General features: G+C 75.5%; 14 protein-coding genes. 8 read left to right on the top strand and 6 right to left on the bottom strand.

Annotated elements, in window-relative coordinates:
- The first annotated feature begins 3 nt into the window (after positions 1 to 3).
- The 3 genes from AVL61_RS11305 (at position 4) to AVL61_RS11295 (ending at position 4,333) form a co-directional block, all read left to right on the top strand.
- Positions 4 to 1,278, top strand: coding sequence for an O-antigen ligase family protein (locus AVL61_RS11305; protein ID WP_058874425.1), 1,275 nt, complete (start codon positions 4 to 6; stop codon positions 1,276 to 1,278).
- Positions 1,275 to 2,801 (top strand): lipopolysaccharide biosynthesis protein, encoded by a 1,527-nt coding sequence (locus tag AVL61_RS11300; RefSeq protein ID WP_058874424.1) that lies wholly within the window; start codon positions 1,275 to 1,277, stop codon positions 2,799 to 2,801. Before AVL61_RS11305 ends, AVL61_RS11300 begins: the two co-directional genes overlap by 4 nt.
- Positions 2,802 to 2,971: 170 nt before the next feature.
- Entirely contained in the window at positions 2,972 to 4,333 is a 1,362-nt protein-coding gene (locus AVL61_RS11295) for a YveK family protein (RefSeq protein WP_058874423.1), read from the top strand.
- Positions 4,334 to 4,587: 254 nt separating this feature from the next.
- Here AVL61_RS11295 and AVL61_RS11290 read toward each other — a convergent pair whose 3' ends face one another.
- Together AVL61_RS11290 and rsmA are read right to left on the bottom strand one after the other, a co-directional pair.
- On the bottom strand, positions 4,588 to 5,535 hold the full coding sequence (locus AVL61_RS11290) for a 4-(cytidine 5'-diphospho)-2-C-methyl-D-erythritol kinase (protein ID WP_058874422.1): 948 nt from the start codon (positions 5,533 to 5,535) through the stop codon (positions 4,588 to 4,590).
- The gene (gene rsmA, locus AVL61_RS11285; RefSeq protein ID WP_058874421.1) at positions 5,532 to 6,434 is read right to left on the bottom strand and encodes a 16S rRNA (adenine(1518)-N(6)/adenine(1519)-N(6))-dimethyltransferase RsmA; all 903 of its coding nucleotides are present in this window, start codon (positions 6,432 to 6,434) and stop codon (positions 5,532 to 5,534) included. Before rsmA ends, AVL61_RS11290 begins: the two co-directional genes overlap by 4 nt.
- A 303-nt stretch (positions 6,435 to 6,737) precedes the next feature.
- On the opposite strand from rsmA, the gene AVL61_RS11280 reads away from it, so the two are divergent.
- Complete coding sequence (locus AVL61_RS11280) at positions 6,738 to 7,622, top strand: DUF559 domain-containing protein (RefSeq protein ID WP_197412685.1); 885 nt, start codon at positions 6,738 to 6,740, stop codon at positions 7,620 to 7,622.
- A 477-nt stretch (positions 7,623 to 8,099) separates the two neighbouring features.
- Here AVL61_RS11280 and AVL61_RS11275 read toward each other — a convergent pair whose 3' ends face one another.
- On the bottom strand, positions 8,100 to 9,113 hold the full coding sequence (locus AVL61_RS11275) for a TatD family hydrolase (protein WP_058874419.1): 1,014 nt from the start codon (positions 9,111 to 9,113) through the stop codon (positions 8,100 to 8,102).
- 199 nt (positions 9,114 to 9,312) lie between these two features.
- On the opposite strand from AVL61_RS11275, the gene AVL61_RS11270 reads away from it, so the two are divergent.
- Genes AVL61_RS11270 through AVL61_RS11260 form a run of 3 tightly spaced genes read left to right on the top strand, consistent with a single transcriptional unit; the run spans position 9,313 to position 14,056 of the window.
- Complete coding sequence (locus AVL61_RS11270; protein WP_058874418.1) at positions 9,313 to 10,263, top strand: AAA family ATPase; 951 nt, start codon at positions 9,313 to 9,315, stop codon at positions 10,261 to 10,263.
- A gap of 53 nt (positions 10,264 to 10,316) precedes the next feature.
- The gene (locus AVL61_RS11265; RefSeq protein ID WP_231738389.1) at positions 10,317 to 11,633 is read left to right on the top strand and encodes a DUF58 domain-containing protein; all 1,317 of its coding nucleotides are present in this window, start codon (positions 10,317 to 10,319) and stop codon (positions 11,631 to 11,633) included.
- Positions 11,630 to 14,056, top strand: coding sequence for a transglutaminase TgpA family protein (locus tag AVL61_RS11260; protein ID WP_197412684.1), 2,427 nt, complete (start codon positions 11,630 to 11,632; stop codon positions 14,054 to 14,056). Before AVL61_RS11265 ends, AVL61_RS11260 begins: the two co-directional genes overlap by 4 nt.
- A gap of 122 nt (positions 14,057 to 14,178) precedes the next feature.
- Here the strand turns inward: AVL61_RS11260 and AVL61_RS11255 are convergent, their stop codons facing one another.
- The gene (locus AVL61_RS11255; RefSeq protein ID WP_058874415.1) at positions 14,179 to 15,021 is read right to left on the bottom strand and encodes a formate/nitrite transporter family protein; all 843 of its coding nucleotides are present in this window, start codon (positions 15,019 to 15,021) and stop codon (positions 14,179 to 14,181) included.
- Between the two features lie 185 nt (positions 15,022 to 15,206).
- On the bottom strand, positions 15,207 to 16,211 hold the full coding sequence (gene rsmI, locus AVL61_RS11250; protein ID WP_231738388.1) for a 16S rRNA (cytidine(1402)-2'-O)-methyltransferase: 1,005 nt from the start codon (positions 16,209 to 16,211) through the stop codon (positions 15,207 to 15,209).
- A gap of 78 nt (positions 16,212 to 16,289) precedes the next feature.
- Here rsmI and AVL61_RS11245 point away from each other — a divergent pair, with 78 nt between their 5' ends.
- Positions 16,290 to 17,933: a dolichyl-phosphate-mannose--protein mannosyltransferase gene (locus AVL61_RS11245; RefSeq protein WP_231738387.1), complete on the top strand. Its 1,644-nt coding sequence runs from the start codon at positions 16,290 to 16,292 to the stop codon at positions 17,931 to 17,933.
- Between the two features lie 45 nt (positions 17,934 to 17,978).
- Here AVL61_RS11245 and AVL61_RS11240 read toward each other — a convergent pair whose 3' ends face one another.
- A complete protein-coding gene (locus AVL61_RS11240) occupies positions 17,979 to 19,004 on the bottom strand; it encodes a TIGR01906 family membrane protein (protein WP_058874413.1) in 1,026 nt (341 codons plus the stop codon).
- Positions 19,005 to 19,118 lie beyond the last annotated feature (114 nt).

Here is a 19,118-nt window from a genome sequence, read left to right as displayed (position 1 = left end):
GCCGTGGCCCTCCTGAGCCCCTCGGTGGTGCGGCCGGCCCCGGTCCGCCGCACCACCGCCGCCCTGCCCGCCTGGCCGCTGCTGGTCCTGTTCTGGGGGCTGCCGCTGATCTGGGCCTCCGGGGCCCTGCAGTTCGCCCCGGCGCTGCTCGCCGTGGCCATGCTCTTCCTGCTCGTGCTCCGCCGCGGCACCACGGTCCCGTGGCCGGCGTGGGTGCTCGGCGTGTTCCTGCTCTGGATGGCGGCGAGCTCGGTGCAGATCGAGGGCTTCGGCTCCTGGATGGGCTTCGCGCTGCGCTGGGTGAACATCTTCGCCGCGCTGATCTACTTCGTCTACTACTGGAACGCCCGGGAGACCCTGGACCACCGGCGGTTCCTGCGGGCCGCCGTGGTCGCGTGGGCCACGCTCGTGGGACTCGGCCTGCTGACGTTCGTGATCCCCGAGGCGCGGCTGACCACCCCGATCGGGCTGCTGCTGCCGGAGGGCATCACCTCCAACGCGCTGGTGCAGAACTACTTCTTCCCACCCCTCGCGGAGGTCCAGATGCCCTGGGGGGCGCCCGAGCCCTACAACCGGCCGGCGGCCCCGTTCCCGTACACCAACGGGTGGGGCTCCGGGTTCGTGCTCCTCACGCCCCTGGTGCTCGCCTACCTGACCACGGTGCGCTTCCGCGCCCGGCACCTGCTGATCGTGGCCGGGCTGCTGGCCTCGCTCGCCCCGGCCGTGGCCACGACCAACCGGGGCATGTTCCTCGGCATCGCCGTGGCGCTCGGGTACGTGATGGTCCGGATGGTCCTGCGGGGCCGGATCGGGGTCGCCCTGGCCGGGATCGCGGGCGTGGCCGCCGTCGGCGGCTGGCTCGTGGCCAGCGGCGCCGTCGATCGGATCATGGGCCGGCAGGAGTACAGCGACAGCACGGGCACCCGCTCCGACCTGTACCGGGACACCTTCCTGGCCACCCTGGACTCGCCGCTGCTGGGCTACGGAGCGCCCCTCTACGACGAGACCGTCGGCATCGAGATGGGCACCCAGGGATACGTCTGGACCCTGATGTTCTGCTACGGGCTCGTGGGCCTGGGCCTGTTCATGGCCTATCTGCACGGGACCACGCTGATGACCCTGAAGGTCCGCAGCACCACCGGGCTGCTCGTGCACTCCGCGCCCGTGGCCGCGTGCCTGTTCTTCACCTACTACGGCCTGGACGCGGTGCAGTTCATCCTGATCAGCCTGTCCCTGGCCGTGCTGCTGCGCTCCCGGCGCTACGGGGAGGGGCTGTGAGCCCGCAGCCGCTGGCGCGCTCGGGCTCGCTGACCTTCGCCTTCGTGGTCACCGGGGCGGGGCTGGCCTTCGCCGCCACGCTGGTGGTCTCCAACGCCTCGGGCGCGGCGGCGGCGGGCCAGTTCTTCCAGGTGGTGGCCGTGCTGGCGATCGCCACGACCCTGTCCACCTTCGGCGCCGACACCGGGCTGGTGCGGGCGGTCCCCGCCCTCACCGCCCGGGGCCAGGGCTCGGCGGTGACCGGGGTGCTGCGGATCGCGGGGCGCCCGGTGCTCGTGCTCGCTGCGGGCGTGGCCGCTGTGGCGGCCGTGCTCACGGCCCTGCCGGGGGTGCTGCCCGAAAGCGTCGGCCCCGCCGTCCTGCTCGCCGCGCCCTTCCTGGTGCTCGGCGCCGTGCTCAACCTCGCCTTCGGCGCCCTGCGCGGGCTGCACCGGGTGCCGACCTTCTCCTTCCTGCAGAACGTGGTGCTGCCCTCGCTGCGGGTGCTCGGCGTCCTCGCCGTCGTCCTCGCCGGCGGAGGGCTGCTGGCCCTCACGGCGGCGTGGACGGTGCCGGTCGCCGTGGTCGCCGTGCTCGCCCTCGTGCTGCTGCGCCGGTACCTGAAGGGCCTGCGCGACGAGCCCGGGGCCGCGGCACCGCCGGGAACGGCGGTGCAGCGGCGGGCGTTCTGGTCCTTCTCCTCCGCCCGCGGCGTGACCGCCTTCGTCGAGGCGCTGCTCGAGTGGCTCGACGTGCTGCTCGTGGCCGCGTTCCTGGGCCCCGCCGCGGCGGGCGTCTACGGCGTGGTCAACCGGTGCATCCGGGTGGGCGCCATGCTCGACCACACCGCGCGCATCGTCACGGGCCCGTCCATCAGCGCGGCGCTCGCGGTCGACGACCTCGCCACCGCCCGGTCGGTGTTCACCCGCACCACCGCGGTGCTCGTGGCCGGCGCCTGGCCGTTCTACCTCACGCTGCTGCTGTTCGGCCCGGTCATCCTGTCCTTCTTCGGCGAGGGCTTCGAGTCCGGCTACCCCGCGATGCTCGTCATCGCCTCCGCCATGCTCCTGGCCGTCTCGGCCGGCGGGGTGCAGTCCCTGCTGCTGATGGCCGGGCGCAGCCGGTGGCAGCTGATGAACAAGTCCGCGGCCCTGGCCGTGGCGGTGGCCCTGAACCTGTGGCTGATCCCGCAGTGGGGCCTCGTGGGGGCGGCCACGGCGTGGGCGGCGTCGGTGCTCACCGACACGGGACTGGCCCTGTTCCAGTCCGTGCGGCTGCTCGGCATCGCCCCGCGCTGGTCCGTGGTGGGCGCCATCGCCGCGGCCGCCGCGGTGCTCACCGGCGGCGGCGGGCTGGCGGTCCGCGCCCTGCTCGGCCCCGGCACCACCGGACTGTTCGTGCACCTCGCGCTGACCGGTCTGCTCGTGGCCGGCGCCGCGGCGGTGCTCGTGCTCCGGGGCCGGACCGCCGTCCGGGGGACGGACGCCGAGGCGTGTGGCCCGAAGAGGCCACGCAGTTCCCGGGTCCTGCTGTGGTCCCGCTGAGTTTGCATCTGTAACATTCAAATCGATCGACATCGGATCAGGACGCCGCCGGCCGGGCTGGACTCGGCAGCGCTTCCGACAGGCCGGGGTCGGCGATCCGCCGGGGGGCGGACGCCGGGCACGGCCGCACCGTCCGAGACGACCCGCGATCCACCAGGGGGGAAATCCACATGAGCGAGACTCTGAACACCATCGGCGCCGACCGGCGCCGGACCCGGGACGACACCGTCCGGACCCGTCCGCGCCGCCCGGAGCCGGCGGACCCGACGCCGCCGTGGCGCCGCGTCCTGCGCCGCTGGCCCACGATCCTCAGCACCTGGCTCGTGGTCCTGGCCGCCGCCGTGGTCGCGGGGCTGCTGTGGCCGCCGACCTACCAGGCGACCGCCTCGATGACCGTCACCCCGAGCGCGGTGAACCCGCTCACGGGCGACTCCGGGTTCGAGGAGGTCGAGATGCAGACGGAGATGGCCACGATGGCCTCCCAGCGCATCACGCTGCGGGCCGCGGCCCTGCTGCAGGACGTCCCCGTCGAGGAGGCCGACCCCGCGCTGGCCGAGGACCTGCTCGAGCGGCTCTCGACCACCGCCCCGGACGACACCCAGGTGCTGCGGGTGACGGTCACCGCCGACGACCCGAACCAGGCCGCCGAGCGGGCCAACGCCCTGGCCACCGCGTACCTCGCCGACCGCGGCGAGGACGTGCAGACCACCGCCGACGACACCCTGCAGCGCATCGACAAGTCCATCGCCGGCCTCGAGCGCAGCGACGACGACTCCTCCTCCCTGCGGCAGCTGCGCGAGCAGCGCACCGCCCTGGCCCTCATCGCCCCGACCCCGGGCCGCGTGATCAGCGAGGCCACGCCGCCGCAGGAGCCCTCCTCGGCCGGGCTGCTGCTCTTCGTGGCCGGCGGGCTGGTCGGCGGGCTGGTGCTCGGCGCCCTCGCCGGCGCCTTCCGGGAGCGCGCCGACCGCAGCGTGCGCCGGCCCGACCGGCTCGCCGACGCGACCGGCTCGCCCGTGGTGGTGCTGAGCTCCGAGGACGACGAGGACGGCGCCCTCGAGCTGCTGCGCCGGCTCTCCCAGGACGAGGACCGCGCCGTGCCGCGGCCGGGATCCCGGATCGCCGTGCACTCGACCCTGCCCGGTCAGGCCGCGGTCGTCGTCCGGGCCCTGGACAACGTGGTCTCCTCGTGGGGCGGCACCGTGGAGGTCGTGGGCGCGGACACGCTCACCGAGGCCGTGGGTCCGCTGGGCGACACGAACTGGCTGGGCATGGACGACACCACGCCCTCGCTGCTCGTGGCCACGGTCCCGCCGCGGGCCGGGGCGGCCGAGCTGGCCGCCCTCACCGACCGGGTCGACGGCGTGGTGCTGGCCGTGGAGCCCCGGGGCCGGCTGCGCCGGTTCGAGGAGCGCTTCGAGCGGCTCAGCGGCCGCGGCGCCGCAGTGGTGCCCGCGTTCGTGGTGCAGCGCCAGACCCGCCCGGCGGCGGACCCGGCGCCCGCCCAGGAGACCGGTCCGCAGCACCGCTGACCGTCCGCCGGCGCCGCCTGAACCCGGGAGGTCAGGTCCGATCCAGGCGCCGGCGGTCGAACGCCAGGGGTCAGGGAGCCCGCACCGCGGAAGCGGGCGCTCCCTGGCCCCTGAGCACGTCCGCGAAGTCATCGGCCGCAGCCGCCTCCGCGTCCCCCGGGGTCAGGGAGCCCGCACCGCGAGAGCCGGCGCTCCCCGGCCCTGGAGCACGTCCACGAGATCCTCGGCCGCAGCCGCCTCCGCGTCCCCCGGGGTCAGGGAGCCCGCACCGCGAGAGCCGGCGCTCCCCGGCCCCGGAGCACGTCCGCGAGGTCCTCGGCCGCCGCGGCGTCCGCCACGAGGTGGGCCACGGTGGGCCCGGACCCGGACACGAAGCTCGCCAGGGCGCCGGCGGCCGCACCGGCGGCCAGCACGGGCGCCAGCTGCGGGGCGAGCGAGAGGGCCGCGGCCTGCAGGTCGTTGACCAGCAGCGGGGCCAGCTCGCCGGCCTGCCCGGCGCGCAGGGCCTCCTCGAGACCCGCCGGCAGCCGGGGCGGCGGGACGTCCTCGCGCGCGCGCAGGCGGTCCAGCTCGGCGTAGACCGCGGGCGTCGACAGCCCGGCCTCGGCCGCCACCAGGACCAGGTGCAGCGGCGCCCCGACCGCCACCGGCCGCAGGTGCGCCCCCGTCCCGGTGCCCACCGCCGCCCCGCCCGTCAGCGCGAACGGCACGTCGGCGCCGAGACCGGCCGCGAGCTCCAGCAGCGCGTCGTCGTCGAGCGGGGGCTCCCCGGAGACGCGGGCGGCGAGCCGGTTCACGGCGAGCAGGGCCGCCGCGGCGTCCGCGGAGCCCCCGCCCATGCCGCCGGCCACCGGAACGGCCTTGTCGATCTGCAGGTGCAGCCCGCCCGAGAGCCGCGGGAAGCGCGCGAGCACGGCCTCGGCGGCCCGGACCGCCAGGTTGGACCCGTCGGTGGGCACCGCGTCCAGGGTGAACGTCCCCCGGTCGATCTGCTGGGCCACGAGCGAGCCCGGGACCGCCGCCACGCCCACGGTGGTGCCGCCGCTCCGGGTCGGCGCGACCGTCACGGTCTCGCCCGTGCTCACCGCGCAGTACAGGCTCGCGACGTCGTGGTAGCCGTCCGGGCGCGGCGGGCCCGCGGCGAAGAACAGGTTGACCTTCCCGGGGGCGGCGGCCCGCTCCGGGCGCGGCGTGGTGGTCATGCCCCGCGCACCCCCGCGGTCAGTCCTGCGGCGGCGCCGGCCTGGGCGATCCGGGCGAACGCGTGCACGTCCAGCTTCTCCCCGCGCTCCCCCGGGTCGATCCCAGCCGCCGCGAGGATCTCCCCGGCCGCCGCGGCGGAGCCCGCCCACCCTGCCAGGGCGGCCCGCAGGGTCTTGCGCCGCTGGGCGAAAGCCGCGTCCACCGCCGCGAACACCAGCTCCCGGTCCACGTCCGCCACCGGCTGCTCGCGGCGCACGAAGCGCACCAGCCCCGAGGCGATCTTCGGGGCCGGCCAGAACACGTTCTTCCCGATGGTCCCGGCCTTGGTGACCTCGGCGTACCACGAGGCCTTCACCGACGGCACCCCGTAGACCTTGGAGCCCGGCGCGGCGGCCAGCCGGTCCGCGACCTCCTCCTGCACCATCACCAGCCCGCGGCGGATCGAGGGGAAGCGGGCCAGCAGGTGCAGCAGCACCGGGACGGCCACGTTGTACGGCAGGTTCGCCACCAGGGCGGTGGGCTCGGCGGGCAGCTCCTCGACGCGCATGGCATCCTGCTCGAGCACGGTCAGGCGGCCCGCCAGCTCGGGGCGCAGCTGCTCCACCGTGTGCGGCAGCTGCGCCGCCAGCGGCGGGTCGATCTCCACGGCCACGACCTGCTCGGCGGCGTCCAGCAGCCCGAGGGTCAGCGAGCCCAGCCCCGGTCCCACCTCCAGCACCGTCTCGTGCTCGCCCAGCCGTGCGGCGGCGATGATCCGCCGGATCGTGTTGGGGTCGATCACGAAGTTCTGCCCGAGCGTCTTGGTCGGCCGGATGCCGAGCTGCTCCGCGAGCGCGCGGATCTCCGCGGGCCCCAGCAGGGCACGGGCAGCGGGCTCTGGCGCACTGGATTCAGTCACCGAGCCATCGTATCGGCCGCACTCGCCTCCCCCGCCCCCTGCCCCTTCTCTCCCTCTTCTCTCCCCGCCCGTCTGCCGCCGAGTCCCCAAGCTCCACCCCCCGCGGGCGTCGAGCCCCCACTGTTGTTTCGTGTCCCCACGAATCGGCATGGGGAAATGCGACTGGATTGGGGGCTCGGCGGGCACGCCATTCCCACTCCCCATTTCTGTGTGGCATGTCCATGTCGCGCGGTTGTTCGTCATCGCGGCGGCGCCGGACCACCGCGGTTTCGTTCCAGCTATCAACAGGGCATGACCGAGCTCATGAGCCTTACCCAGTTGCACGACACCGGCCTCAGCGGCCACGAGATCCGGCGTCGACTCCGCGTCGGCGAGCTCCACCGAGTCCACCCCGGCTACTTCGCGTCGTCGGACGGCTACCGGCAGCTCAGGCCCGAGGAGCAGTCGTTGCTCCGGCACCGGGCGCTCACCCGCGCTGCCTCCGTGCCACCGGTGTTCTGTCTCGCCTCGGCCGCCCTCGTGCACGGCCTCCATCTGCGCCGTGTCCCGGCCCGCCTGCACACGCTCACCCGGCCGGGCCGGGGGACCCACAACGGATACGCCGGAGTCGTCAGGCATCAGGAGCCGCTGCCCGAGACCGACATCGTCACGATCCACGGACTGCGTGCCACGTCGGGCGAGCGCACGCTGCTGGACTGCGCCCGGTTGCTGCCCTTCACCGACGCCGTGGTCCTGGCGGACCAGGCGCATCGCTTCGGTCTCACGCGGATCGCGCTGGAGAACCGCCTGTCGGAGTGGGCGGGCCGGCGGGGCGTGCGCCGGGCGCGGCGCGTGCTGGACGCCATGGACACGCGTTCCGAGTCCGTGGGCGAGACCCTCACCCGCCTGATGCTGGCGGAGTCCGGCCTGCCGGAGCCGGAACTTCAGTGGGTGATCGTGGGACGGACGGGGTCCTACCGGGCGGACTTCGCATGGCCCGAGCAGCGGCTGGTGCTCGAGTTCGACGGCGAGACGAAGTACGCGGACTCCGCCGCCACCGTGATCCGCAACGAGCGACGGCGCGAGATCGAGATCCAGGAGCTGGGGTGGACCGTCATCCGGGTGGGCTGGCACGACGTCGTGCGCTCCCCCGCCACGACCGTCGCCCGGGTCGAAGCCGCCCTGCGCCGCTCAGCCGTCACCCGCTGACCCGCACCCGCTGACCCGCACCCGCTGATCCGCACCACCCGGCCCCGCTCCACCGTTGCGGCACACCGCCACCGCGGTGACCGGGCCGTGCCGCACCACCCGCCCTGCTGTGCTTCCTCGCTTGCCGGCGCTGAGCGGCGGCATGCCGTCGAGTCCCCAAGTGACTCTTGTTTCCCCACGAACATTCATGGGGAAATGCGAGTGCCTTGGGGGCTCACCGCCCGTGAACGCCCGAGCGTGGGGACTCGGCGCCAGAGAGCCTCCGGATCCTGGGGACTCGGCTATGCGAGGCACCACGGCCTGGGGACTCGGCAATGTCAGGCGCCACAGTCTGGGGACTCGGCGATGCATGACGCCACTCTCTGGGGGCTCGGCAATGTCAGGCGCCACAACGTGGGGAATCGGTAGCCGCGGGCAGCCGAGATGTGGGGACTCGGCGATGCGGGTGGGGTGGAACGGGGCGGGCCAGGGGCCTGGTCAGAACTCGCCGTACACCTCCACCGTGTTGGACCAGAGGCGCTCGCACAGCGGCTCCAGCTCCTGCTCCAGGATCCCGGCCATGCCGCGCACCGTGTAGTTGACCACGTAGCTGGCGTTGGGCCGGCCCCGGTAGGGGTGCGGGGTGAGGAACGGCGCGTCGGTCTCGGTGAGCACGAGCTCGGGGCGGGCGGTGCGCAGCGCGGCCTTCAGGTCGTGGCTGTTCTTGAAGGTGACGGTGCCGGAGAAGGACATGTACCAGCCGTGCTCGTTGCAGATCCGCGCGAGCTCCTCGTCCCCGGAGAAGCAGTGGAACACGGTGCGCTCGGGGGCGCCCTCCTCCAGCAGGACGGCGACGACGTCGGCGTGGGCGTCCCGGTCGTGGATCTGCAGCGCCTTGCCGGTCTCGCGGGCGAAGCGGATGTGCTCCCGGAAGGACGCCTTCTGGTGCTCCCGGCCCTCCCCCTCGGTGCGGAAGTAGTCGAGGCCGGTCTCGCCGAAGGCCCGCACCCGCTCGTGCTCCCCCAGTTCCCGGATCACGGCGAGCGCCTCGTCGAGGGTCCCGGCGGCCGCGAGCTTCGGCGCCTCGTTGGGGTGCAGCGCCACCGCGGCGAGCACCCGGGGGTCGGCCCCGGCGGCGGCCACGGCGAAGCGGGAGGACGGGACGTCGCAGCCGACCTGGACGAGCCCGCCCACGCCGGCGAGGGCGGCGGCGTCCGCGGCGTCGCGCACCGAGACCTGGACCCGGCCGTCCTGCAGGTCCAGGTGGGTGTGGTTGTCGGCCACCGGGTGCGGCAGCGGCTCCGGCGCGGGCGGGTGGGAGAGGTTGCGGCGGCGCCCGTCGTCGGCCTGGGCGGAGCGCCGCCGGGTGCCCTCCCCCGCGGGGACGTCCTCGGGCACGGCGTAGTGCTCGGGCTCGTAGGCGGCGGGGACCGCACCCGGGGCGGGAGCGGGCCGCGCGGCGGGGTCCGGCCACAGGGAGGCGGTGAGCAGGGTGGCGTTGGGGTCGGTCACGGGCGGCACCTCGGAAAGGGTCGGGAGGAAACGGAGAAGGAAAAGAGCGGGTCGCGAAGAGACGGACAGATCCGGTGAGCTCCGGCCGGTCCGGGACCGGGGCGGAACACGCGGGCACGTTCCGCCCCGACCAATCTACGAGCTGCGCCCCGTGCGGACATACTGGGAGCAGCAGCCCGAGCAGGAAGCCGAGGAGCCCATGGAGTCCTTCCCCCAGTACACGCAGACGATCCTGGACCGGATCAACGCGGTGATCGACGGCAAGCCCGAGGCGGCGCGCACGGCCCTGAGCGTGCTGCTGGCCGGCGGGCACCTGCTGGTCGAGGACGTGCCGGGCGTGGGCAAGACCATGCTGGCGCGCACGCTGGCGAGCGCGATCGGCGGCACGGTCTCGCGCGTGCAGTTCACCCCGGACCTGCTGCCCACGGACATCACGGGCGTCTCGGTCTACGACCAGGCCCGCCGCGAGTTCGAGTTCAAGCCGGGCCCGGTGTTCGCCAACGTGGTGATCGGGGACGAGATCAACCGCGCCTCGGCCAAGACCCAGTCCGCGCTGCTCGAGTGCATGGCGGAGGGGCAGGTCACGGCGGACGGCACCACCTACCGGCTGTCGAGCCCGTTCATGGTGGTGGCCACGCAGAACCCCGTGGAGATGGACGGCACGTTCCCGCTGCCGGAGGCGCAGCGGGACCGGTTCACGGCCCGGATCTCGATGGGCTACCCGGACACCGAGTCGGAGATGACGATGCTCACCGACCACGGCGGCGGCTCCCCGCTGGCGGGCCTGCAGCCGGTGGTCTCCGTCGAGGACGCGGCCCGCCTGGTGGAGCACGTGCGCGGCATCCACGTCTCGGACGCGGTGCGCGCCTACGTGGTGGCCCTGGGCCAGGCCACGCGCTCGCACCCGCAGATCCGGCTGGGCGCCAGTCCCCGGGCGCTGCTCCAGCTGCAGGCCGCGGCCCGCGCGGAGGCCGCCCTGAGCGGGCGGGAGTACGTCCTGCCCGACGACGTGCGGGCGGTCGCGGTGCCCGTGCTCGCCCACCGCCTGATCCTGGACCGCCGCGCCGGCACGGACTCCGCGGAGGAGCTGGTGCGGGCGGTGCTGGACGAGGTGCGGGTCCCGGCCGAGCACACCCCCCGGACCCGATGAGCCGCCGGCCGGATCCGGGCCCGGCGGCGGAGGGCGAGCGGGCGGAGCAGCCCGTGGACTCCCGTGCCCGGTTCACGGGGCGCGGCTGGGCGTTCCTCGGGGCGGGCGCGCTGTGCCTGCTGCTGGCCACCTGGCTGGGCCGCAAGGACGTGCTGGCGCTGGCCCTGTTCCTGGGCGGGGCCCCGCTGTTCGCGGCGCTGTCCCTGTACGTGGTCAAGCCGAGGGTGCTGCTCAAGCGCGGCGTGGAGCCGGCGCTCGTGACGGCCGGGGACTCGGCCGTGGTCCGGCTGCGCGTGCGGCACCGGACCCGGCGCGGCGGCACGATCACCGGTGCGGTGGCCGTGCACGAGACGGTGCCCGAGCCGCTGGGCGGGGACCGCGAGCTGAGCGTGACGGCGAGCGGGGAGCCCGCCGCCTACACGGTGCGGCCGCGCCGCCGCGGCGTGTACGCCCTGGGCCCGGCCACGGTGCGGGTCGCCGACCCGTTCGGGCTCGCCGCCGAGCTGCTCGACGCCTCCGAGCGGACGTCCCTGCACGTGGCCCCGGACCCCGTGGAGCTGCCGGAGATCAGCGCCGACCGGCTGCGGGAGTCCGGCACCGACCCGTCCCGGACGGCGCAGCCGCAGCCGGGCCCCGACAACGTCACCACCCGCGAGTACCGGCACGGGGACCCCATGCGGCGGGTCCACTGGGCCGCCTCCGCCAAGCAGGGCCGGCTGATGGTCCGCCAGGAGGACCCCCGCAGCACCCGCCGCCTCGTCCTGGTCCTGGACCGCGACGAGGCCTCCTGGCCCGGGGAGCGGCTGTGGGCGGGCGTGCTCCCCAGCACCGCGGAGTTCGAGTGGGCCGTGTCCTTCACCGCCGCCGTGCTCGAGCACCTCACCCAGCGCGAGACCGCCGTGCACGCCCTCGACACCTTCGGCCGCCCGCTCCCCCGCGGCGGCGAGGACGACGACGACGCACCCGCCCGCACCGCGGCCGTCACCGCCGTCACCGACGACGGCGCCGAGGACGCCCGGCACGGACTGGCGCGGGTGCGTCCGGAGCCCGCGCCGCGGACCTCGGCCACCGGCGGGACCGCCGAGGACGCGCTGGCCGACCGGTTCGACCGGGACGGCCTGGTCCACCCGGTGCTGCTGGTCTCCGGGGACCTCTCCGCGCCGGCCGCCGACCGGGTCCTGGGCGGCACGCAGCGGGCCGCCGCCGGCAGCGCCGTGCTGGTGGGCTCCTCCCCCGGCCGGGACCCGGACGGGGCGGCAGTGCTGGAGGCGGCGGGCTGGTCCGTCGTCGTCGTGCCGGCCTCCGCCGCGCCCGAGGACGCGTGGGCGCAGCTGGGCACCGGGGCCCGCACGGCCGGAGCCGTCCGGTGAGCGCCGCCGTCCGCGCCCCGTCGGCCGCACCGGTCGCCGCCGGGCCGCCGGAGACCCCGGGAACGCAGGTCCGCCGCCCGGTGGGCGCCGTCCTGGGCCTGGCCGGCACGGTCCTCGCTGCGGTCTGGCTGTCCCTCGTGGCCCTGACCGGCGTCCTCGACGGCACCGGGTGGGTGCCGGGGTCGCTGCTCGCCGCCCTCGCCGTGGTCGCCGCGACCGCGACGTCCCGGGTGCTGCGGCTGCCGGGCGCGCTGGCCCCGCTGTTCGGCGCCGGCGCCCTGGTGCTCGTGCTCACGGTGCTGTTCCTGCGGGAGCCCGCGCTGCTCGGCCTGGTCCCCACCCCCGGGAGCCTGGGGCTCGCCGCGCAGCTGTGGCGGGAAGCCGCCGGGGTCGCCGCGGAGCGGCCCGCCCCGTACCCGGACGCCGCGGCGCTCGCGTTCGTCGCGGCCCTGGTGGCCGGGGTCGTGACCCTGTTCGTGGACACCGTGCTCGTGGCGCTGCGGCTGCCGGGGCTCAGCGCGTTCGGCGTGCTGGCGCTGCTGGTGGTGCCCGCCCTGGTGCTCCCGGAGAGCGTGGGGGCGGCCGGGACGGCGGCCGCCGTGCTCGCCGCCCTGGTCCTGCTCGGCGGCGGACGGCGCTTCGGCGCGGTGCGGGAGCCCCGCACCGCGGCGGCGCCGGGCAGCTGGCCGCGGGCCCTGGTGGTGGGCGCCGGGGTGCTCGCCGTGACCCTGCTGGTCCCGGGCCTGGTCCCCGGTTTCGTCAACGGCGCGTTCCCGCAGGGCAGCGGCCTCGCGGGCGAGCGCGCCTCCGGGGTGGGCCCGTTGCGGGCCGTGGGCCAGGACCTGCGCTCCGCGGAGCAGCTGCCGCGCCTGGAGTACACCACGAGCACCGGTGAGCCCGAGCTGCTGCGGGTGCTCGCCCTGGCCGACTTCTCCGGCGCGGAGTGGTTCCCGGACAGCACCGGGCTGGAACCCGGGCCCGGCGACCTCGCGCCCACCCCGCTGCAGCCGGTGGGCGACGGCCCCGAGCGCACCACCGCCGTGGAGCTGCGGGACTGGTCGGAGCGCTGGCTGCCGCTGCCGTGGGCGCCCGTGGGCGTGACGGGGCTCGAGGACGGCGACTGGGACTGGAGCCCCCGGGACCTCGCCGTGCTCGGGGAGCGGATCCCCCCGGAGGGCACGGCCTACGAGGTCCGCTCGGTCGCCCCCGAGCCCACCTCCGCGCGGCTGCGCGAGGCCCCTGCCGCGCCGGAGACCCCGGAGCTCGCCCCGTACCGGGAGCTGCCCGAGCAGACCCCGGCCGCCCTCCGGGACGCCGCCCGGGAGCGCGCCGGTGACGCCCCCACGGCGTTCGACCAGGCTCTGGCCCTGCAGGAGTGGCTGCGCTCCGACGAGTTCCGCTACGACGTGGACGCCCCGCTCGCCCAGGGCTACGACGCCGGCGGCATGGGCTCCCTCGAGGAGTTCCTGGCCGTGCGCGCGGGCTACGCCGGGCACTTCGCCCCGGCGATGGCGGTCATGGCCCGGGAGCTGGGCATCCCCGCCCGCGTGGCGGTCGGCTACCTCCCGGCCACCGGGACGGACGCCGCGGACGCGGCTCCGGGCGCCGCGCCGGAGACCGAGGAGCCCTTCGGGGCCGCCGCGGACCCGGGCGCCTTTCCGGTCCTGCCGCGCGACGCCCACGCGTGGCCGGAGCTGTGGTTCGAGGGCTCCGGCTGGGTGCGCTTCGAGCCGACCCCCGGCACGGGCGACCTCCCCGGCTACGCCGCCGAGGGCTCCCAGGACGGGGACGGGCAGTCGCCGGAGGGCGAGGGCACCGCGGAGCCCACCGGTGAGCCGACCGACGCCCCCACCCCCGCGAGCACGGCGGACAGCTCCGAGACGGACGCGCCCTCGGCCGAGCCGACGGCCGTGCCGACCCCGGAGTCCTCCGCCGCGCCGGCGCCCGAGGAGGACGCCGACCCGGCGGTGTGGCCGGCCTGGCTCGCCGGCGGCCTGGCCGCCGCGCTGCTCGCCCTGCTGGCCGCGCTCCCCCGGCTGCTCCGGTCGCGGCGGCGCCGGCGCCGGCTCCGGGTCCTGGCCGACGACGGGGCCCCGGCCCCGCAGCGGGCCCTGGCCGGCTGGGCAGAGGTCGAGGACCTCGCCGTCGACCACGGCGTGGGCCGCGCCGCCGCGGAGACGCCCCGGGCGTTCGTGGACCGGCTCGGCGCCGTGCTCCCGGCGGCCGCGGCGCCGCTGGGGCGCCTCGGCCGGGACGTGGAGCGGGCCCTCTACGCGCCGGACACCGCGGCGTGGTCGCCCGAGGCCGCGCCGGCGGACGTCACGGCCCTGCGGGCATCCCTGGCCGAGCGCGGCAGCCCCGGCGCCGGGCGGGCCCGGTGGCGCGCCCGGTGGCTCCCCCGATCGGTGACGGCCCGCCGCTGAGCACGGTCCCCGGCCGGACGCCGAGTCCCCCGTGTGCTCGCAATTCCCCCCGATCGATCCAGGGGACTTGCGAGCACACGGGGGACTCGGCGCTGTGCGGGACCGGATGCCGGGCGCCTCGCTCACGCGACCGGGACACGGTCCTCCTGCGGGACCGGCCGGGCGCGGGACGCCCCGGTGCGGGCGTGCGTGGCGTAGAGGGTGAGCCCCACGAAGGTCAGCCCGCCCACGAGGTTGCCGAGCACGGTGGGGATCTCGTTCCACACGAGGTAGTCCATGACGGAGAAGTCGCCGCCGAGGATGAGACCGGAGGGGAACAGGAACATGTTGACGATCGAGTGCTCGAAGCCCATGTAGAAGAACAGCAGGATGGGCATCCACATGGCGATCACCTTGCCGGAGACGCTCGTGGACATCATGGCGGCGACCACCCCGGTGGAGACCATCCAGTTGCACAGCACGGCCCGGACGAACAGCGTGAGCATCCCGGCGGCGCCGTACTCCGCGTAGCCGACGGTGCGGCCCTCCCCGATCGAGCCGATGGCCTGGCCGACCTCGTTGGGCGGGGTGGAGAAGCCGTAGGTGAAGATGATCGCCATCATCACGGCCACGGTGAACGCGCCGGCGAAGTTGCCCGTGAACACCAGACCCCAGTTGCGCAGCATCGAGCGGACCGTGACGCCGGGGCGCTTGTCGATGAGCGCGAGCGGCACCAGGGTGAACACCCCGGTCAGGAGATCGAAGCCGAGCAGGTACAGCAGGCAGAAGCCGACTGGGAAGAGCAGGGCCCCGACCACCGCCTGGCCTGTCTGCACGGTGACCGTGACGGCGAACGCCGCGGCGAGGGCGAGGATCGCGCCGGCCATGAACGCCCTGATCAGGGTGTCACGGGTGGACATGAAGACCTTCGCCTCTCCGGCGTCGATCATCTTGGTGACGAAGTCTGCGGGCAGCACGTAGGACATGGCATGGCTCCGTTGTTCGACGGACGGGAGGACATCGGGGCCCGCGCCGCACGTGCGCGGGTCCCGGTACGTCCGAGTCTGGACGGGCGATGTTTCCGCACCGTGTCGCCGGCCGGGGTCCCGGGTCAACTCGGTCTCACAGGGTCGCGGCCCGCGTGTGAGGCGGGGCCCGGATCCGTCGCTCGTCAGCCCTTGCGGGAGGCGAGCACCGTCTCGTAGAGCTCCCGCTTGCCCACGCCCGTGCGGGCGGCGACCTGGCCGGCGGCGTCCTTGAGCCGTGTCCCACCGGCCACGAGCGCCTCGACCTCGGCCACGAGGTCCTCGGGGCGGGCGGCCTCGGGGGCGGGGGCACCGGCGACGACGACGGCGATCTCCCCGCGCACCTGACCCTGCCCGCACCAGTCGACGAGCTCGGCGAGCGAGCCCCGCACGACCTCCTCGTGCAGCTTGGTGAGCTCCCGGGCGACGACCGCCCGGCGGCCGGCCCCGAAGGCGTCCCGCAGCGCGGTGAGCATGACCTCGAGCCGGTGCGGCGCCTCGTAGAAGACCATGGTGCGCCGCTCGCCGTCGAGCTCGGCCAGCCGGCCGGCGCGCTCCGAGGACTTCCGCGGCAGAAAGCCCTCGAACGTGAACCGGTCCGTGGGCAGGCCGGACACGGCCAGGGCCATGAGCACCGCCGAGGGCCCGGGGATCGCGGTGACGGTCAGGCCCTCGGCCGCCGCGGCCTCCGCGAGCCGGTAGCCGGGGTCGGAGACGGTGGGCATCCCGGCGTCGGAGAGGACCAGCACGGTGCTCCCGGCGCGGACGGCGTCGAGCAGCTCGGCGACCCGCCCGGCCTCGTTGTGCTCGTGGTGGGTGAGCACCCGCCCGCGCGTGGTGACGCCGAGGCCGGCGGTGAGCCGGCGCAGCCGCCGGGTGTCCTCGACGGCGAGCACGTCCGCGGTCTCGAGGGCCGCCCGCAGCCGGGGCGGCGCGTCGCCGAGGTTGCCGATCGGGGTGCCCGCCAGGACCACCTGCCCGGGACCCGCGGGGCCGCTGCCGAAGTCGTCGCCGCCGAGAGCGTTGCCGGAGCCGTTGCCGGAGCCACCGCCGGAAGCGCTGCCGGCATCGCCGTCGGAGCCGCTGCCGGGGTCGCTGTCGGAGCCGGCGGGAGCGTCGGCGGGGGCGTCGTCGTGAGGTTCCGTGTGCACGGCTCCACTGTACGGCGCGCTCCGCGGGGCGACTCCGGGGGTCCGCGGGCGGCGGGACGCGTCCCCTACGATGACACCGTGAGTTCCTCGGTGCGCGCCCCAGTCCTGGCCCCGGAGCCTCGGCCCGCGGCACCGGTGGGCACGCTGCGCGGGTCCCTCGCCCCCGCGGCGCTGCGGGAGCGGCTGCTGCCGGCCCCCGCCGCGGTGGCCCGGTTCGCGTGGCTGGCCCCGCTGCTGGTGGTCCTGCTCGGCGGGCTGCTGCGCTTCCACCGGCTCTCCCACCCGGACGCGATCGTCTTCGACGAGACCTACTACGTGAAGGACTCCTACTCCCTGCTGCTGCACGGCTACGAGCGGCAGTGGCCGGAGGGCGCGGACGAGCAGTTCGTGGCCGGCACCCCGCCCGAGGCCCTGGACTCCCCCTCCTACGTGGTCCACCCGCCGGCCGGGAAGTGGCTCATCGCCTTCGGCATGTGGCTGTTCGGCGCCGAGGACCCTCTGGGGTGGCGCTTCTCGGCGGCCCTGGTCGGCACGCTCTCCATCGCGCTGGTGTGCGCCGCGGGGTGGCTGCTCTTCCGCTCGGTCACGGTCGCCACGCTGGCGGGGCTGTTCACCGCGGTGGACGGGCTGCACCTGGTGCAGTCCCGGCTCGCGATGCTGGACGTCTTCCTGATGTTCTTCGTGCTGCTCGCGTTCGTGCTGCTCCTGCTGGACCGGGAGCACGGGCGCCGGCGCCTGGTCGCCAGGCTGGGCGTGCCCCCCGGCGGCCGTGTCCCGGACGCAGAGCTGCGGCGGCGCCTGGAGTGGGGGCCGTGGCTGGGCGTGCGCTGGTGGCGGATCGCGGCGGGCGTGGCCTGCGGGCTCGCGGTCGGGGTGAAGTGGAGCGCCCTGTTCCTGGTGGCGGCGCTGGGGGTGCTCACGGTGCTGTGGGACCTCAACGCCCGCCGGGTGGCCGGGGTGCGGCGCTGGCCGGCCGCCGGGGTGCTCAAGGACGGCGTGCCCGCGTTCTTCGCGGTCGTCGGGACGGGCCTGGTGGTCTACGTGTCCACCTGGGCGGGCTGGTTCGCCTCCTCGGACGCCTACGACCGCACCTGGGCGCAGCAGCACCCGGGCGAAGGCGCTCAGTGGCTTCCCGCGCCCCTGCGCTCCCTGTGGGCCTACCACTCCTCCGCCTACGGCTTCCACAGCGGCCTGGGCACCGACCACTCCTACGAGGCGCTGCCGTGGCTGTGGCTCACCCTGGGCCGGCCCACCTCCTACTTCTACGAGGACCCGGAGCGGGGCACGGCCGGGTGCGCGGCGGAGCACTGCTCGCAGGCGATCCTCAACATCGGCAACCCGCTGCTGTGGTGGACGGCGATCGCCGCCGTGCTCGTGGCCGCGTGGCTGTGGGCGGTGCGGCGGGACTGGCGCTTCGGGGCGCTGACCGGCGTGTTCGCTGCCGGGTACCTGCCCTGGTTCCTGTTCCCCGAGCGCACCATGTACTACTTCTACGCGCTGCCCGTGCAGCCGGTCCTGATGCTCGTGCTCGCCGGCATGCTCGGCCTGGTCCTGGGCCGGCCCGGGGACACCGTGCGGCGTCGGCGCGCGGGCCTCGCGCTGGTCGGCGTGTTCACGGCCGCGGTGCTGCTGCTGAGCGCGCACTTCGCGCCGATCTGGTACGCGGAGACCGTCGAGTACGCCCAGTGGCGGGAGCGGATGTGGTTCGACGCCTGGATCTGATCCGGCGGTACGGGCCGGGTCCCCAAGGACGGCGCACGGACCGGCTCAGCGGCCGGCCAGCCGGCGCTTGAGCTCCTGCCGCCGGCGCACCCGGTCGAGGGCCCGGTGCCGGCGGAAAGCGGTGGGCCAGGTGGCGACCATGACCGCGAGCGCCCCCAGAAGGGTCAGCCCGGCCACCGCGATCGCCGCGTCCATCCAGAACTGGGTGGGATACAGCCGGATGAGCGTGTCCGAGGCGCGGAAGGTCCAGGACCCGTCGGCGAAGAAGAGGGAGTGGAACAGGGCGAAGAACTGCTGCCAGCCGAGCACCGCGGCGACCGCCAGCACGACCAGCAGCACCACGGTCAGCCACGAGCCGAAGAACAGGGCGCCGGAGGCGGCCCCGGGGGCCTTCGCGCGCAGGTACAGGCACGAGACGATGCCGACCAGCGCCAGGACGGCGACCGCGGCGAGGGCGCTCTGCAGCACTATCTTCACATCGGTCATGTGCGCGACCTCGGAGCCGAGGAACAGCTGGGCGCCGTCCGCGTCCTGCAGCCCGCCGAGGAACGCGGGCGGGGCCCAGTTCATGACGTAGTCCAGTCCGTAGGACCCGAAGGTCATCCGCTCCTCGGTGGAGAAGCCGTAGGAGTCCGCCGGGAAGCCGGGGCGGTGGTACTCCGCCCACAGGAACAGGGGCGTGGCCACCACGCGCACCGCCGCGGCCAGCAGCGCGAGCGGGAGCACGAGCACGAGGAGGACCTGCTGCAGCTTCGGCAGCCGCGGTTCGTCCGCCAGGGCGTCCCGGCGCAGCGCGGCCCGGCGGCGGGCCTCCTCGTCCGGGTCGTCGTCCCCCGCGGCCTCGGCGGCCCCGACGGCGCGGGAGCCCCCGCCCGTGCGGCCGGGCGCGCGGCGCTGCCCGGCGCCGCGGCGGGCGTCGTCGTGCCCGTCGTGCTGCTCGTCGTCGGGGGCGGTGTCCGCGGGGACGACGGCGGGGAGCAGGCCCGTCCACACGGGCTCTTCGTGCCGGTCCTCGTCAGCGGGCGGATCGGCCTGCTGCCAGGGGGCCTTGTCGTTGCTGGGGGTGGCCACGGGCGGTCCTTCGGTCGGTGGGGTTCGATGGCGGGGCGGGCGGGACCGCTCCGGCCGGTCCGATCCTACCCACGACCGGCACGGCGTCCTCCCACGCCAGGCGCACCGGGGTCT

Source organism: Kocuria rosea subsp. polaris (assembly GCF_001483755.1).
Lineage (GTDB): Bacteria > Actinomycetota > Actinomycetes > Actinomycetales > Micrococcaceae > Kocuria > Kocuria cellulosilytica.
This window is presented reverse-complemented; position numbering and strand designations above follow the sequence as displayed.